The organism is Vibrio jasicida 090810c, assembly GCF_002887615.1.
In the GTDB taxonomy this organism is placed as follows: Bacteria; Pseudomonadota; Gammaproteobacteria; order Enterobacterales; family Vibrionaceae; genus Vibrio; species Vibrio jasicida.
The window spans coordinates 1,763,934-1,780,575 of the sequence record NZ_CP025792.1; the positions used below are offsets into that span (position 1 = coordinate 1,763,934).

Sequence of the window (16,642 nt, forward strand, 5' to 3'; positions counted from 1 at the left end):
CAGTTCCTTCCAATCTTTTTATTTTGACCAGCATTTTGTGCTGGTCTTTTTTATGCCTCACAGAATCAAATGTTACTTCTTTGTAACAATCAAATTCCTATCTAGCTGAATTTATTGAAATATTTTAGCCAATTAAATGGTAAATCGCATATTCACGTGATGATTCACTAATAACTTGACCTTTTTTACAATAAGCTATAGGTTGTGAAGTCGATGAAAATAAAACAACCATTTTTTGTTAAGATAATTGACGATTTTTATTGAATAAATATACGTAAAACCATAAAAGTGACGCATAGTTAGTCATCATTATCAACTTGAGCAGTGTTGATATATCTGTCGGACGACAGATAAGCAAAGGGAGAATTGCAATGGCTCTTTATGATCCAAGTCTTGAGAAAGACAACTGTGGATTTGGCTTAATCGCTCACATGGAAGGGGAGCAAAGTCACAAGCTGGTTCGAACAGCAATTTCTGCACTTGACCGCATGACCCACCGTGGTGGTATCGCCGCTGACGGCAAAACTGGTGATGGTTGTGGTCTTCTACTACAAAAACCCGATTCCTACTTACGCCTGATCGCTGAAGAAAATGGCTTTAATCTAGGCAAACAATATGCCGTGGGCATGATTTTTTTCAATCAAGACCCTGTTAAAGCTCAACAAGCAAAAGACATCGTAAACAAAGAACTCGCCCAAGAAACTTTAACGATTGCAGGTTGGCGCGACGTCCCAACCAATTCAGAGGTTCTCGGCCCAATTGCTGCCGACTCACTTCCAAATATTCAGCAAGTCTTTATTTCTGCACCGGCAGGCTGGCGCGAGCGTGATATTGAACGCCGCCTTTACATTGCACGCCGTCGTATCGAGAAACAAATCACTGAAGATCCAGATTTCTACATCTGTAGCTTGTCGACACAAGTTCTGGTGTACAAAGGCTTGTGCATGCCTGCGGACTTACCGCGCTTCTATCTTGATCTTGCTGATCTACGCATGGAATCCGCTATCTGCCTGTTCCACCAGCGTTTTTCTACCAACACTCAACCGCGTTGGCCACTGGCTCAGCCATTCCGCTATCTTGCACATAACGGTGAGATCAACACCATCGAAGGGAATCGCCAATGGGCTAGAGCACGAGCTTATAAGTTCTCTTCCCCACTGCTGCCCGATTTACAAACGGCCGCACCTTTTGTCAACGAGACAGGCTCAGACTCTTCCAGCCTAGATAATATGTTGGATCTGTTCCTTTCTGGCGGGATGGATATCTTCCGTGCAATGCGCATGCTTGTGCCACCAGCATGGCAAAACCACCCAGACATGGATCCAGACCTGCGTGCTTTTTATGATTTCAACTCAAAGCATATGGAACCATGGGATGGCCCAGCAGGGATCGTACTATCAGATGGTCGTTACGCAGCATGTAACCTAGACCGCAACGGTCTACGTCCTGCGCGCTACGTGATTACTAAAGACAAATTCATTACCTTGGCTTCTGAAGTGGGGATTTGGAATTACGCACCAGATGAAGTCGCCGAAAAAGGCCGAGTTGGTCCGGGTGAGCTATTAGTTGTCGACACACGCAAAGGCAAGTTGTGGCAATCAAGTGAAATCGATAATGACCTGAAATCTCGCCATCCTTATCGTGAATGGATGGAAAATAACGTTCGCAAACTGACGCCATTTTCTCAGCTACCTGAAGATCAAGTCGGTGAACGCAGCTTTGATGAAGACGTACTTAGGACTTATCAAAAGCAATTCGCCATGAGCAATGAAGAAGTCGATCAAGTACTTCGAGTGCTCGGCGATATGGGCCAAGAAGCGGTTGGCTCTATGGGTGATGACACCCCGATGGCCGTCCTTTCTTCCAAAGAGCGTTTGGTAACGGATTATTTCCGTCAGAAGTTTGCTCAGGTAACTAACCCGCCAATCGATCCACTGCGTGAAAAGCACGTGATGTCACTGGCAACCAGTATTGGTCAGGAGATGAACGTCTTCTGTGAAACCGATGGCCACGCGTACCGAGTCACCTTCGATTCGCCAGTATTACTTTACTCAGACATGCAACAATTACTGGAGCTTGGTGACGATCATTACCGTAATACCATTCTCGATATCAACTACGATCCACAGCAGAAAGATCTAAAGCAAGCCATCAATGAATTGTGTGATCAAGCCGAACACGTTGTCCGTGAAGGCACCGTTTTGGTTGTGCTTTCCGATCGAGCTTTAGTCAAAGGCAAACTACCTATCCCTGCGGCTATGGCCGTCGGTGCGATACAAACTCGCTTGATTGATGCAAATTTGCGTTGTGACGCCAATATTGTGGTTGAAACTGCCACAGCGCGCGACCCGCATCAATTTGCTGTCTTGCTTGGCTTTGGTGCAACGGCTGTTTATCCATATCTAGCCTATGAGGCGTTGGGTAAACTGATTGACGATGGTGCGCTTGATAAAGACTATCGCGATGTGATGCAAAACTACCAATACGGCATCAATAAAGGTCTGTACAAGATCATGTCGAAGATGGGGATTTCCACCATTGCATCGTACCGTTGTTCACAACTATTTGAAGCGGTTGGTTTAAGCCAAGAATTAGTCGATTTGTGTTTTAAAGGCGTGACGACTCGTATTGAAGGGGCAAGCTTCGAAGACTTCCAACAAGACTTGTATAACCTGTCTCGCAAAGCATGGGCGAAGCGCAAAGCCATCGACCATGGTGGACTATTAAAATATGTCCATGATGGTGAATATCATGCCTACAACCCTGACGTAGTAAGCACACTGCAAACCGCTGTGAAATCGGGAGAAAGTAACGATTACCAGAGCTTTGCTAAGCAGGTGAACCAACGCCCTGTTGCTATGCTTCGTGACCTTATGTCACTGAAGAAATCAGATTCACCGCTACCTTTAGAGCAAATTGAGCCTAATACAGAACTCTTCAAACGCTTTGATTCTGCAGCGATGTCCATTGGCGCACTCAGCCCCGAAGCACACGAAGCACTAGCGATGGCGATGAACCGTCTCGGCGGCCACTCAAACTCGGGTGAAGGTGGTGAAGATCCACGCCGCTTCGGCACAGAGCGTAACTCACGCATCAAGCAAATCGCATCGGGACGATTTGGTGTCACGCCTCACTACCTCACCAATGCAGACGTACTGCAAATCAAGGTGGCACAAGGTGCGAAGCCGGGTGAAGGTGGCCAGTTACCGGGACACAAAGTCACCGCAGAAATCGCAAAACTGCGTTATTCGGTACAGGGGGTAACTCTGATCTCCCCTCCTCCGCATCACGATATTTATTCGATTGAAGATTTGGCCCAGCTGATCTTCGACCTAAAGCAGGTCAATCCAAATGCACTAGTTTCGGTGAAATTAGTATCTGAACCAGGCGTCGGCACCATCGCAACAGGTGTAGCGAAAGCTTACGCAGATCTCATTACCATTTCGGGTTACGACGGCGGTACCGCAGCAAGCCCTTTAACTTCAGTGAAATACGCAGGTAGCCCTTGGGAGTTGGGATTGGCAGAGACACAACAAGCACTGGTTGCTAATGGTCTGCGCCACAAGATCCGACTACAAGTAGATGGTGGTCTAAAAACTGGTCTAGACGTGGTGAAAGCAGCGATTCTCGGTGCAGAAAGCTTCGGTTTTGGTACTGCGCCAATGGTGGCAATGGGTTGTAAGTTCCTACGTATTTGTCACCTCAACAACTGTGCTACTGGAGTCGCGACTCAAGACGAAACGCTGCGTAAAGAGTTCTTCAAAGGTCTACCGGAAATGGTGATGAACTACTTCATCGGTCTGGCGGACGAAGTGCGCGGATTGCTCGCTGAACTTGGTGTTGAAAAACTGACTGACTTGATTGGTCGCACGGATTTGTTGGAAACCGTTGAAGGTCTGACAGCGAAACAAACCAAGCTAGATCTGTCGAATATCCTTGAGGCGCCAGTCTCTCCAGAAGGACACCCTCTTTACTGGACACAGCCAAATACACCATTTGATAAAGCAGAGCTAAACAACAAGATCATTGAAGACGCGCTGCAAGCGGTTGAGAAACGTCAATCTGCTAGCTTCTTCTACAACGTGATCAACACCGACCGTTCTGTAGGTGCTCGCCTATCTGGTGAAATCGCTCAGCGTTACGGCAACCAAGGCATGGCGGCAACGCCAATCAAACTGCACTTGGATGGCACTGCTGGTCAGTCATTTGGAGTTTGGAACGCAGGTGGCGTAGAGCTTTACCTGACTGGGGATGCCAACGACTACGTAGGTAAAGGCATGGCTGGCGGTAAGGTGGTTATCAAACCTCACCTTGGCACTGCATTTAAGTGTAATGAGGCGACCATCATTGGTAACACCTGTCTGTACGGCGCAACCGGCGGTAAACTGTTTGCGGCAGGTAAAGCAGGTGAGCGTTTCGGCGTACGTAACTCAGGTACGATTGCCGTCATTGAAGGCGCTGGCGATAACGCTTGTGAGTACATGACTGGCGGTATTGTCGCCATTCTTGGCGCGACAGGCGTGAACTTTGGCGCAGGCATGACTGGCGGCTTTGCTTACGTATTAGATGAGAACCAAGACTTCCAAGGTCGCGTGAACAACGAATCGGTTGAAGCGATTTCTCTGTCGGATCTCTACATCCACCAAGAGCACTTACGTGGTCTGATTGCCGAACATCTTGAAGAAACCGGCTCTAGCCACGCAGAAGATATCTTGGCGAACTTTGATGAATGGATTCCAAAGTTCTACTTGGTGAAACCACAAGCGGCGGACTTACGCACGCTACTTGGTCACCAGAGTCGCAGTGCCGCAGAACTGCGCGTTCAAGCCCAGTAATCATGGAGGATGTTTGAATCATGAGTCAGAACGTTTATCAATTTATCGATGTTCAACGCGTAGATCCTGCGAAGAAGCCTATCAAAGTTCGTAAGATCGAGTTCGTTGAAATCTATGAACCATTTACCAAACAACAAGCGACTGCGCAGGCGGATCGCTGCTTGGATTGTGGTAACCCATATTGTGAATGGAAGTGCCCTGTCCACAACTACATCCCGCAATGGCTAAAGTTAGCCAATGAAGGTCGTATCCTTGAAGCCGTTGAACTGTCGCACCAAACCAACAGCCTACCTGAAGTTTGTGGTCGAGTGTGTCCGCAAGATCGTCTGTGTGAGGGCTCTTGTACTCTCAATGAGGACTTTGGCGCTGTCACCATAGGTAACGTTGAAAAATACATTACCGATAAAGCCTTCGAAATGGGCTGGAAGCCTGACATGTCCAAGGTGGAGTGGACCGATAAAAGGGTTGCCATCATTGGTGCAGGACCAGCAGGCTTGGCTGCCGCTGATATCCTAGTCCGCAATGGCGTGAAACCTGTCGTATTTGACCGCTATCCTGAAATTGGAGGTCTACTGACCTTCGGTATCCCTTCATTCAAGCTTGAAAAAGGCGTGATGGAAAATCGTCGTCGCGTCTTCACCGAGATGGGCGTTGAGTTCCAGATGAATGTGGAAGTAGGCAAAGATGTACAAATGCAAGAGCTGCTTAATGAGTACGATGCTGTCTTTTTGGGTGTTGGTACTTACAAGTACATGCGTGCGGGACTAGAAAATGAGGGTGCGCCGGGCGTTTACGATGCTCTGCCATTCTTGATTTCAAATACTTACAAGGTCATGGGCTTGGAGCACGACAAACCATTTATCGACATGGCAAAACAACGCGTAGTGGTACTCGGTGGTGGTGATACCGCAATGGACTGTGTTCGAACCTCTATCCGCCAAGGCGCGTCAAACGTTGTATGTGCTTACCGTCGTGATGAAGCCAATATGCCTGGTTCTCGCCGCGAGGTGAAAAACGCCAAGGAAGAAGGTGTGAAGTTCATGTTCAACCTTCAGCCTTTAGGAATTGAAGTCGATACGTCAGGTAAGGTCTCAGGGGTCAAAGTGGTGAAAACCGCCCTTGGTGAGCCTGATGACGCAGGTCGCCGACGCCCAGAACCAGTAGAAGGCAGCGAGCACGTTCTACCAGCAGACGTCGTTATCATGGCGTTTGGTTTCCAGCCACACAAAATGGACTGGCTAGCTCCGTTTGATGTCGAGTTGGACCAATGGGGCCGTATCAAAGCTCCTGCGAAACAAGAGTTCCAATTCCAGACCAGCAACAAAAAGATCTTCGCTGGTGGCGATGCGGTACGAGGCTCAGATCTGGTAGTAACCGCGATTGATGAAGGTCGAAAAGCCGCAGAAGGTATTCTCGATTACCTTGAAGTTTAATTACTGTTAACGTCTCAAAAAGGATCCTACTATTGGATCCTTTTTTCTTTTATTACATATAATTAAATTCCTAAGATAAGGGATAGAACCAATGAAAAAAGCCGCTCTCCTTTCCATTACTTTGCTCGGCTTAACCGCTTGTAGCCAAGGAGTTACAACCATGACGGATCGTTCTCAATCACCTTGTGGTGACAAACCCAACTGCGTCTCCACCCAAGACACGCGTGAAGAATACAACCTAACACAATTCACCCTAACCGAATCCACGAACATCGATGCAATTGAGCAAGTGGCGCTTGAACTGCCAGGCGCGAAGACAGCCGTTAAAGAAGGCAATTACCTACGTATCGAATGCACATCTAAAATCATGCGCTTTGTGGACGATTTAGAGCTTAAGATCGAAGGCGACCAGCTTATTGTTCGTTCGGAATCTCGCGTTGGCTATTCAGACTTTGGCGTGAACCGTAAGCGTGCCGAACAATTACGTTCACTGTTGGCGAATGCTGAGTTAATCAAATAACGACCACATATTGGTGCAGAGTGATATACTCTCGCCAACTTAAATTTTTATCGAAAGAGAGTGTTATGAAAGTTGGTATCATCGGTGCGATGGAACAAGAAGTCACCATCCTGAAAGAAGCAATGACAAACTGCCAAACAGTGAGCAAAGCAGGTTGTACGTTTTTCTCTGGTCAGATTAACGACGTTGATGTGGTACTGCTTCAATCTGGCATCGGTAAAGTAGCGGCTGCAGTAGGCACAACTATTCTGCTAGACGAGTACCAACCAGATGTGGTTATCAATACTGGCTCTGCAGGTGGCTTCGATTCAAGCCTAAACCTAGGCGACGTTGTTATCTCAACAGAAGTTCGTCACCACGATGCAGACGTAACAGCGTTTGGCTACGAAATGGGGCAAATGGCAGGCCAACCAGCAGCATTCAAAGCGGATGAGAAGCTAATGGACCTTGCTGAAAAAGCACTGACTCAGATGGAAAACACTCACGCCGTTCGAGGCCTGATCTGTACTGGTGATGCGTTTGTTTGCACGGCAGAACGCCAAGAGTTTATCCGTAAACACTTCCCTTCTGTTATCGCTGTAGAAATGGAAGCATCTGCTATCGCTCAAACTTGTCACCAATTCAATACACCGTTTGTTGTTGTTCGTGCTATCTCTGACGTAGCAGACAAAGAATCACCAATGAGCTTCGAAGAGTTCCTACCGCTAGCAGCGAAAAGCTCTTCAGAAATGGTATGCAAAATGTTGGAACTGACTAAGTAAGTCCCCAGAATTTCATGGAAGAAATATTTCAGCAGCTCTATGCCAATGGTGCGCTCCTCGTCATGTGGGGCGCATTACTATTCCACTTATTAATCCCCATTCCTCACGCAGCTCATCCTGTGACTTTGTGGCATAAATTCGCAGAACAACTGGCGAACAAAGTTAATAACAACCACAACTACCCACAAAGCATTCTCTCTGGCGGACTCGCATTGTTTCTTATGCTTGTACCCTGCTTGATATTACTGCTCGCGATGAAGCCCTTAGTTTGGCAAGCGCCCTTATTTGAGCTGGCATTACTGCTTATTGCTCTCGACTGGCGAAACAACGAGTCACTTGCTAAACAACTCGTCACCGCAATGTCGAATGAGAACAAAGTGCAGTGCCGAGCGTTACTCAAGCCTTACCTTAATCGAGATACCGAGAGCTTATCACTGCTTGGTATTGGTAAAGCAGGTGCAGAGACCATCATCATGGGTTACGGACGTAACGTTGTGTGTGTGTTGTTTTGGTATGGATTGACTGGTGGAATTGGCGCGTTAATGTATCGCCTAACGGCAGAGCTCGCTCGCGCTTGGTCCCCAAGTCGCCGTCAGTATTCACCTTTTGGTAAGCCTGCTATTCAGCTAACTGCTGTATTGGAGATTATTCCTTTACGCTTGTTTGCCGTGTTCATTAGCATGGGTAAAAACCTATCAAGTGTTTCGACTGCCATGCTTCAACAAGCGAAGTCTTGGCCACTTCCGGGGCCAGCTTGGTTGTTGTGCTCAATTGGTAACAAACTTCAATTGTCACTTGGCGGCCCAGCGCTGTACCAAGGTCAACGAGCTGAACGAGCGAAAATTGGTGGTCGTATAGCTCCATCTGCTATTCATTTAGCACAAATCCAAACCCTCATTGTATGGCGTATTTTTGCTTGGATCGTTATCCAAAGCCTGATTCTCGGACTCATTTATCAAGGACTATGATGAACAAACTTTGCTTTGCTCTTCCTCTTATCTTCTCTGCCGCTTCTTTTGCCAATGAACCAGTTCAACGCGTCATCAGCCTGGCACCACACTCAACAGAAATCGCCTATGCTGCAGGTCTTGGTGACAAACTGATTGCCGTCAGTGAAATGAGTGACTACCCAGAGCAAGCTAAAGATTTAGAGAAAGTATCAAACTATCAAGGCATCAAGTTAGAGCGCATCATTGCCCTTCAACCCGATTTAGTTATCGCTTGGCCAGCAGGTAATCCAGCCAAAGAACTTGAAAAGCTCAAGCAGTTTGACATTCCCATCTACTACTCAACCACTGGAACGTTAGAAGACATCGCTACGAACATTGAACAACTTAGCCAGTACAGTGAGAAGCCGGAAGTTGGGCAAAAAGCCGCCGCAGAATTCCGCGCGCAGCTAGAAGCATTAAAAGAAAAATACAATACCGAGGATAAAGTCAGTTACTTCTATCAATTAAGTGAGAAGCCGATCATCACCGTTGCGGGCAAGAACTGGCCAAGTGAAGTTTTCACCTTCTGCGGTGGTGAAAATATCTTTGCCAAAGGCGGAGCCCCTTACCCACAAGTCAGTATCGAGCAAGTGATTACTCGCCAACCCGAAGTCCTGTTTACCTCTCGCCATGCCATGAGTAATGATGGCATGTGGGCTGAATGGAAAAACGACATCCCAGCATTAAAGAACAACCACGTTTGGTCACTCAATTCCGACTGGATCAACCGCCCAACCCCAAGAACCTTAAACGCGATCACAGAGGTGTGTGAACACTTTGAAACCGTTCGGCAAAAACGCTAACGTTTTCGTTGGAAATCCCGTACAATTTCCGTCCCATTTCTGTTCCCCCACAATTTGTTTAAAAGGTACCAAGTAACATGGACTCCATGCTGCTTTATATGATCGATTTATTCGGTACTGCTGTCTTTGCGGTTTCTGGCGTTTTACTCGCAGGCCGATTAAAGATGGATCCTTTCGGTGTGATCGTACTCGGTAGTGTGACAGCTATTGGCGGCGGCACTATTCGTGATATGGCGCTTGGCGCAACCCCGGTCTTCTGGATCACTGACACCACTTATCTTTGGGTAATTTTCATCACTTGTTTGCTCACGATGATTCTCATTCGTCGCCCTAAGCGCTTGCCTTGGTGGGTCTTACCTGTCTGTGACGCAATTGGTTTGGCGGTATTCGTCGGCATCGGTGTCGAAAAAGCGCTAGCCTACAATGCATCTGGTATGGTGGCGGTGATCATGGGTGTCATCACTGGCTGCGGCGGCGGTATTATCCGTGATGTGCTTGCACGAGAAGTACCCATGGTATTACGAAGTGAAGTCTACGCGACGGCCTGTATTATTGGCGGCATCTTCCACACCATGGCTCTAAGCATGGGGTATGATCACTCTGTCGCTTTACTCGCAGGTGTCATCTCAACGTTGATTATTCGTCTTGGTGCGATTCGCTGGCACTTGTCACTGCCAACCTTTGCTATCAATCGTTGATCGATACGAATGAATTTACGCAAAAGAGCCGACTAATACGTCGGCTCTTTTTGTTTGTAAAATCACCTGTCGCTTCTCATCTCAAGCTTGGCTATATTAGGCCTATTATTCCCAACATTCATGGATAGACATGTTACTGGAAGGTATCGAAACACTATTAGTTTTAAGCAAAGCGAAAACGATGAGTCGCACTGGGAGTTTGTTGTATATCAGCCAATCTGCGGTGAGTAAACGTATCGCAAACCTAGAGAAGAAACTGGGAAAGAAGCTAGTAGAACCCTCGGGGAGAACCATTAAACTCACACCTGATGGCATGGCTTTGATCGAGAATATTGGTCCATCTTTTAACGAGTTACGTGGCCTTATCTATGAACAACAAGAGCTAGAGGACACATCATTAATCACCCTCGATAGTTCAAAGTCTCTTATTGCGGGTTATCTTGGAAAAACTATTGGTGATTACCTCAAGCAAGATCAGTACTTAACCATAACCACCAACCACAGCCCTAGAATCGTTGAGCGAGTTCAATCCGGTAAAGCAACCATTGGGCTTTGCGCTGGGCTATTGCCACCACATCATGGTTTGATGGCTTTCCACTTATGTGATGAACCTTTCTTCCTCGTTAGTGATCAACAACTGAATGAACTTCCGAAAAAAGTCATCACAAATGATTTAACTAATCCGTCCAATAGCTACCAACTGCCAGCATTAGAGAAAATCGGTATCAAACCATTGATGGAAATGGATGCCTACACTGCAGCTGCACAACTTGCACTTGGAGGGGCAGCGCCAGCATTAATACCGTTATCGATCGTTAGAGCGTTAAAGATCCCTGACCATAACTGCTTCATGTTCGAACAACTGGCATCTTTAATTCGACCGATTCATATCTGCGTTAGGCAAAACGTGTACCAGTCACCAAGAGTTAAAACAGTGATAGAAACCATTGGTGATGTTGTTGCCAAAGAAGTTTTGTCGCCATCAACATAGACATGGTAATGACTAAAGGTCGAATCCATTTTTGACCTTTGGTGACGACAACTTTGGCACCAAGTTGAGCACCAATAAAGCCACCTACCGCCATGGTCAGACCGATTTCCCACACAGGCAAACCAGCAAGAATAAAGAACAGCAGAGCCGCGATATTTGAGGTGAAGTTGAGAATCTTAGTACGAGCAGTCGCATCAACCAAAGAGAAGTGACCAAGTGCGACAAAGCAAAGCGCAAAGATAGAGCCAGTACCTGGGCCAAAAAAGCCATCGTAAAAGCCCACGCCGCCACCAACGCACGAAGCGAACATCGCTTCAGAAAGCTTCGGCTCCCCTTCCGCTGTTTTAGAGGTCGAGGAGAGCAAAAAGTAGAGAGAAATCGCAATCAGCAATACAGGGATAAGGCTAGTGAGTATACCTGCATCGATAAACTGCACAGCCTCTGCCCCAATAGCAGAGCCAATAAAGGTACATAGAATCGCTAGGCGCATCTCTTTAAGGCTAACAATACCATTACGCACAAAGTACCAACTAGCAGAGAAGCTTCCGAATGAGCTTTGGAGTTTGTTCGTCGCCAATGCCTGAGTTGGGCTAAGCCCCGCTGCCAGTAGAGCTGGCAATGTTAATAGACCACCACCACCAGCCATGGCATCAATAAACCCTGCTGCTGATGCGACAAAAAACAATGCAATTAACATCTCGAAAGTGATTTCCACTCGTGCGTCCTTGTAAATATTTGTAACCAGATGAGGCAACGATAGCATTGCCTTACAAACGCACAAAAGGAAACTCAAGATACCAACCTATTCCAGATTTTCATCAATCTAAAAATCTAACAAATGATACGTTAAATGTATCAATTACATTTCCGATAGAATTCACTCTCAAGAGCATTTCAATTTTTTGATGGAAAAAGAAAACACTGGCTTAATCTTATCAATTCAACCTTATCGAAAGTGAAAACAATGGATGTTTTAAGGGCTCGCCCTTCAATAAAAGAGCAACAGCTACGCTCTCGCATCGAACAAACCGTAAATCTAAAACAGCTTTTCAAAGTCATAGACTCTAGGCCCGAAACCTCGGGAGCTGGGGTCGTTTATATCGACAACATGTTTACCATTGTTCGGTTGAGAGACTTCACTGCCACATGCCGCATCAATCCTATTTTCATCATCTTGCGGGAACCGATGAAAAACCAAACATCATTCGAGTTTGCAAAAACAATAAAGCAAGAAGAGTCTAAATCTAAGTTTAACCAAGAGCTTTTATCTGCAAGCATCAGCTGTGTTGGTGCCGCGATTGGATGGATTGGTGTTATTGGTTCTGGATTAACAGTACCAATAAGTGGTCCAGCAGGTGTTACAATGTCCTACATTTCATATGCGGCAACTGCAGCAGCTACAGCCCAGTGCTCCATAGGCGTAGCAAGAACCTTTATGGCGTCAAAATCACCGGAAAAATTATCTAATTTAGACAACAATGAATGGTATCAAAACACCACAAAGGCCTTAGATTACATCTCTTTGGTCGGAGCTGGTGCAAGTGGTTACCAAACAACAAGAATGGTTTTATCTCTAAAGCAAACTACAGGGAAAGGCATTCAAGAAGTATTAAAAGGTTTAAATAGACAAGAGAGAGCAAGATTAACGAAAGAGATTGTCCGCAGAAATCTTCCTTCCTTCTCGAACAAAGCACGAAAACAACTTGTCTTAGCAGGATTAATACCCAAGAGATATTCACAAGCCACTGTATCCGCATCCATTTCCCACCAACTCCTCGACGCGATTGGAGGTTCTATTAGCATAATAGGAAGCAGTTATTCTGGAGAGGTAAAGAACCTTGCCATTGGTATTTATGAGGAGTTGAAAGTTGAATACTAAATCGATCGACCTAGTGAACATATTAATAAGCATATGTTTATATTTAGCATTAACTATTGGTTTAGCAATAAGCCTAAGCATCTGGAATGAATGGTTTTCTCTCTCTCAACGAATTGATCTCGATACTTACTTCACTCTCTTCGGCGCCATAACTGCGACAGTAATATGCGTACCAAACATCCTAACAATCAGCAAAGGCCTGAGTATTGCTGCAAAGGTAAACTTAGCCACTATTGCATTTATTCTTCTCACTTGTAGCGTCAATTTTATCATTACAAATGGCAGTACTGTTTCTTCATCTTTAGGGACGTTACTTTCAGTTATCAGTTTGATGCTATACAAAAGTCCTCTCTACCAAGCTTTCTTAGCGCATTTCAATTCTCTCCATTTTAAGAAACCTTAAAGACAAAAAAGCCCGCTCAAATGAGCGGGCAATGAGGTTGTCATATAAGCCCTAATAAACGGGCTTACTGATTTTTATCTATTACGCTTCTAGGCTAGCTTTCACTTTTGCGTGTAGCTCTTGAACCGAAGTTACTGTGCTCTTCGCATCTGCCGTGTGTGCCATACAAGTTGCGAATGCCGCATTTAGCGTAGTCGTGTAGTTCACTTTCTCAGCCAGTGCACCACGACGAAGAACTTTAGAGTCTTCAATCGCTTGACGGCCAGCTGCAGTGTTCACGATGTAGGTGTACTCGTTGTTCTTGATACGGTCAAGAATGTGAGGACGACCTTCGTGTACCTTGTTAACTAGACGTGGGTTGATGCCCGCTTCGCCTAGGATAACCGCAGTACCGTGTGTTGCATCTAGTTGGTAACCAAGCTTAGACAGCTTAGATGCTAGGTCTACAACGCGCTCTTTGTCGCCTTCGCGAACAGAAAGAAGTGCACGACCGCCTTCTGGGTAGATGTTGCCACAACCCAATTCAGCTTTAGAGTAAGCTTCTGCAAACGTTGCACCAACACCCATAACTTCACCAGTAGAGCGCATTTCTGGGCCTAACAGTGGGTCAACACCAGGGAACTTATTGAATGGAAGTACAACTTCTTTCACTGAGTAGTAAGGTGGGATGATTTCTTTCGTAAAGCCTTGAGACTCTAGCGATTGACCCGCCATTACACGTGCTGCGATCTTAGCGATTGGCGCGCCAGTCGCTTTCGATACGAACGGTACCGTACGTGCTGCACGAGGGTTAACCTCGATTAGGTACACTTGGTTGTTCTTAACAGCAAACTGCGTGTTCATCAGACCACGAACACCCAACTCGAACGCCAGCTTTTCAACTTGCTCACGCATTACGTCTTGGATTTCTTGGCTTAGCGTGTATGCAGGAAGAGAACATGCTGAGTCACCTGAGTGAACACCTGCTTGTTCGATGTGCTCCATGATACCGCCGATAACTACGCGCTCACCGTCACAGATAGCATCGATATCCACTTCAACAGCATCATCTAAGAAGCTATCAAGAAGAACTGGAGATTCGTTCGATACGCTTACTGCTTCGTTGAAGTAGCGACGTAGGTCTTGCTCATCGTATACGATTTCCATCGCACGACCACCAAGTACGTAAGAAGGACGTACAACTAATGGGAAGCCGATTTCGCGAGATTTCTCTACCGCTTGCTCCATTGTTGTTACTGTCGCGTTCTCTGGCTGTAGCAGACCTAGACGGTCAACAGCAACTTGGAAACGCTCACGGTCTTCTGCACGGTCGATTGCATCAGGGCTAGTACCGATGATTGGCACGCCAGCCGCTTCTAATGCGCGAGCCAGTTTAAGTGGCGTTTGACCACCGTACTGAACGATAACGCCTTTTGGCTTCTCAACACGAGCAATTGCTAGTACGTCTTCCAGTGTTACTGGTTCGAAGTACAGACGGTCAGACGTGTCGTAGTCCGTTGAAACAGTCTCAGGGTTACAGTTAACCATGATAGTCTCAAAGCCATCTTCACGTAGAGCTAGTGATGCGTGTACACAACAGTAGTCAAATTCGATACCTTGGCCGATACGGTTTGGACCGCCGCCTAGAATCATGATCTTGTCTTTGTCTGTTGGGTTTGCTTCACACTCGTCATCGTAAGATGAGTACATGTAAGCCGTATCTGAAGAGAACTCAGCCGCACACGTATCAACGCGCTTGTAAACAGGGTGGATATCGTATTGGTCACGTAAACGACGGATTTCACTTTCCGCTACACCTAGAATCTTAGATAGGCGTGCATCAGCAAAACCTTTACGCTTCAGCTTGTTTAGCTCGTCTTTGTTCAAGCCAGCAAAGCCTTTCGCTTTAAGTTCTTGCTCAAGCTTAACGATGTCTTCGATTTGAACTAGGAACCAACGGTCGATTTGCGTTAGGTTGAATACGCCATCTACTGACATACCCGCACGGAATGCATCCGCGATGTACCAAATACGCTCTGCGCCAGCTTCTTTTAGTTCGTGACGAATTGTTGTTAGTGCATCTGGCGCATCTAGGTCAACCATTTCGTCAAAGCCAGTCGCGCCAACTTCTAGGCCGCGAAGCGCTTTTTGTAGAGATTCTTGCTGGTTACGGCCGATAGCCATAACTTCACCAACAGACTTCATTTGCGTCGTTAGACGGTCGTTAGCACCTGCAAATTTCTCGAAGTTAAAACGAGGAATCTTAGTTACTACGTAGTCGATTGTTGGTTCGAATGATGCTGGCGTTGCGCCGCCAGTGATGTCATTCATTAGCTCGTCTAGCGTGAAGCCAACTGCCAGTTTCGCTGCAATCTTAGCGATTGGGAAACCTGTTGCTTTAGAAGCTAGAGCAGAAGAGCGAGATACACGTGGGTTCATCTCGATGATAACCATACGGCCATCTTTCGGGTTGATACCAAACTGTACGTTAGAACCACCAGTTTCAACACCAATCTCACGCAGTACTGCTAGAGATGCGTTACGCATTAGCTGGTATTCTTTGTCTGTTAGTGTTTGCGCTGGTGCAACCGTGATTGAGTCACCCGTGTGGATGCCCATTGGGTCGAAGTTTTCAATCGCACATACGATGATACAGTTGTCCGCTTTGTCACGAACCACTTCCATCTCGTACTCTTTCCAACCGATAAGAGATTCATCGATTAGAAGCTCGTTGGTTGGAGAAAGGTCCAAACCACGACGACAGATTTCTTCAAATTCTTCTTTGTTGTAAGCGATACCACCGCCTGTACCACCCATAGTGAATGATGGACGGATGATACATGGGAAGCCAACCATATCTAGAACGCCGTAAGCTTCTTCCATGGTTTTAGCCGTATCCGCACGTGGACACTCAAGGCCGATAGACTTCATCGCTTTATCGAAACGAGAACGGTCTTCTGCTTTATCAATAGCGTCAGCCGTTGCACCAATCATCTCAACGCCGAATTCTTCAAGAACGCCATGCTTCTCTAGGTCTAGAGCACAGTTCAATGCTGTTTGACCGCCCATTGTAGGTAGAACTGCATCTGGCTTTTCTTTCGCGATGATGTTGCGAACCACTTCCCACTGGATTGGCTCGATATAAGTTGCATCCGCCATGTCTGGATCAGTCATGATGGTTGCAGGGTTAGAGTTCACAAGGATAACTCGGTAACCCTCTTCACGCAGTGCTTTACACGCTTGTGCGCCAGAGTAGTCAAACTCACATGCCTGACCGATAACAATCGGACCAGCACCAAGAATAAGAATACTTTGAATGTCAGTACGTTTTGGCATTATCTACTACTCCGA

The 16,642-nt window shown here is 46.4% G+C and carries 11 protein-coding genes; 9 read left to right on the forward strand and 2 right to left on the reverse strand.

All coding sequences use genetic code 11. The features are described from left to right. Positions 1–371: 371 nt before the first annotated feature. From gltB to C1S73_RS08310, 8 genes are all read left to right on the forward strand, one after another. The gene (gltB, locus tag C1S73_RS08275) at positions 372–4,835 is read left to right on the forward strand and encodes a glutamate synthase large subunit (RefSeq protein ID WP_038866311.1); all 4,464 of its coding nucleotides are present in this window, start codon (positions 372–374) and stop codon (positions 4,833–4,835) included. A gap of 20 nt (positions 4,836–4,855) precedes the next feature. Continuing rightward, a complete protein-coding gene (locus tag C1S73_RS08280; RefSeq protein WP_038866309.1) occupies positions 4,856–6,268 on the forward strand; it encodes an FAD-dependent oxidoreductase in 1,413 nt (470 codons plus the stop codon). Positions 6,269–6,359: 91 nt separating this feature from the next. Continuing rightward, on the forward strand, positions 6,360–6,788 hold the full coding sequence (locus C1S73_RS08285; protein WP_038866307.1) for a DUF1499 domain-containing protein: 429 nt from the start codon (positions 6,360–6,362) through the stop codon (positions 6,786–6,788). Positions 6,789–6,853: 65 nt separating this feature from the next. Then, positions 6,854–7,549 (forward strand): 5'-methylthioadenosine/S-adenosylhomocysteine nucleosidase, encoded by a 696-nt coding sequence (gene mtnN, locus C1S73_RS08290; RefSeq protein WP_038866304.1) that lies wholly within the window; start codon positions 6,854–6,856, stop codon positions 7,547–7,549. A gap of 14 nt (positions 7,550–7,563) precedes the next feature. After that, positions 7,564–8,517: a cobalamin biosynthesis family protein gene (locus C1S73_RS08295; protein WP_038866302.1), complete on the forward strand. Its 954-nt coding sequence runs from the start codon at positions 7,564–7,566 to the stop codon at positions 8,515–8,517. Further along, entirely contained in the window at positions 8,517–9,341 is an 825-nt protein-coding gene (gene btuF, locus C1S73_RS08300; RefSeq protein ID WP_038866300.1) for a vitamin B12 ABC transporter substrate-binding protein BtuF, read from the forward strand. Before C1S73_RS08295 ends, btuF begins: the two co-directional genes overlap by 1 nt. Before the next feature lie 77 nt (positions 9,342–9,418). Next, on the forward strand, positions 9,419–10,039 hold the full coding sequence (locus C1S73_RS08305; RefSeq protein ID WP_038866298.1) for a TRIC cation channel family protein: 621 nt from the start codon (positions 9,419–9,421) through the stop codon (positions 10,037–10,039). Between the two features lie 130 nt (positions 10,040–10,169). After that, positions 10,170–11,030, forward strand: coding sequence for a LysR family transcriptional regulator (locus tag C1S73_RS08310; protein WP_038866295.1), 861 nt, complete (start codon positions 10,170–10,172; stop codon positions 11,028–11,030). On the opposite strand, the gene C1S73_RS08315 is transcribed toward C1S73_RS08310, so the two are convergent. After that, positions 10,966–11,745, reverse strand: a complete 780-nt coding sequence (locus C1S73_RS08315) for a TSUP family transporter (RefSeq protein WP_038866293.1) — start codon at positions 11,743–11,745, stop codon at positions 10,966–10,968. The two genes, C1S73_RS08310 and C1S73_RS08315, sit on opposite strands and share 65 nt — an antisense overlap. 249 nt (positions 11,746–11,994) lie before the next feature. On the opposite strand from C1S73_RS08315, the gene ssp4 reads away from it, so the two are divergent. Then, positions 11,995–12,909: an Ssp4 family T6SS effector gene (gene ssp4 / locus C1S73_RS08320; RefSeq protein ID WP_038866291.1), complete on the forward strand. Its 915-nt coding sequence runs from the start codon at positions 11,995–11,997 to the stop codon at positions 12,907–12,909. A gap of 484 nt (positions 12,910–13,393) precedes the next feature. Here ssp4 and carB read toward each other — a convergent pair whose 3' ends face one another. Continuing rightward, positions 13,394–16,627, reverse strand: coding sequence for a carbamoyl-phosphate synthase large subunit (gene carB / locus C1S73_RS08330; protein WP_038866286.1), 3,234 nt, complete (start codon positions 16,625–16,627; stop codon positions 13,394–13,396). Positions 16,628–16,642 lie beyond the last annotated feature (15 nt).

Bases quoted from the DNA above. Each gene is read 5' to 3' on its own strand.
- gltB (WP_038866311.1), top strand. From the start codon at position 372: ATGGCTCTTTATGATCCAAGTCTTGAGAAAGACAACTGTGGATTTGGC.
- C1S73_RS08280 (WP_038866309.1), top strand. From the start codon at position 4,856: ATGAGTCAGAACGTTTATCAATTTATCGATGTTCAACGCGTAGATCCT.
- C1S73_RS08285 (WP_038866307.1), top strand. From the start codon at position 6,360: ATGAAAAAAGCCGCTCTCCTTTCCATTACTTTGCTCGGCTTAACCGCT.
- mtnN (WP_038866304.1), top strand. From the start codon at position 6,854: ATGAAAGTTGGTATCATCGGTGCGATGGAACAAGAAGTCACCATCCTG.
- C1S73_RS08295 (WP_038866302.1), top strand. From the start codon at position 7,564: ATGGAAGAAATATTTCAGCAGCTCTATGCCAATGGTGCGCTCCTCGTC.
- btuF (WP_038866300.1), top strand. From the start codon at position 8,517: ATGAACAAACTTTGCTTTGCTCTTCCTCTTATCTTCTCTGCCGCTTCT.
- C1S73_RS08305 (WP_038866298.1), top strand. From the start codon at position 9,419: ATGGACTCCATGCTGCTTTATATGATCGATTTATTCGGTACTGCTGTC.
- C1S73_RS08310 (WP_038866295.1), top strand. From the start codon at position 10,170: ATGTTACTGGAAGGTATCGAAACACTATTAGTTTTAAGCAAAGCGAAA.
- ssp4 (WP_038866291.1), top strand. From the start codon at position 11,995: ATGGATGTTTTAAGGGCTCGCCCTTCAATAAAAGAGCAACAGCTACGC.
- carB (WP_038866286.1), bottom strand. From the start codon at position 16,627: ATGCCAAAACGTACTGACATTCAAAGTATTCTTATTCTTGGTGCTGGT.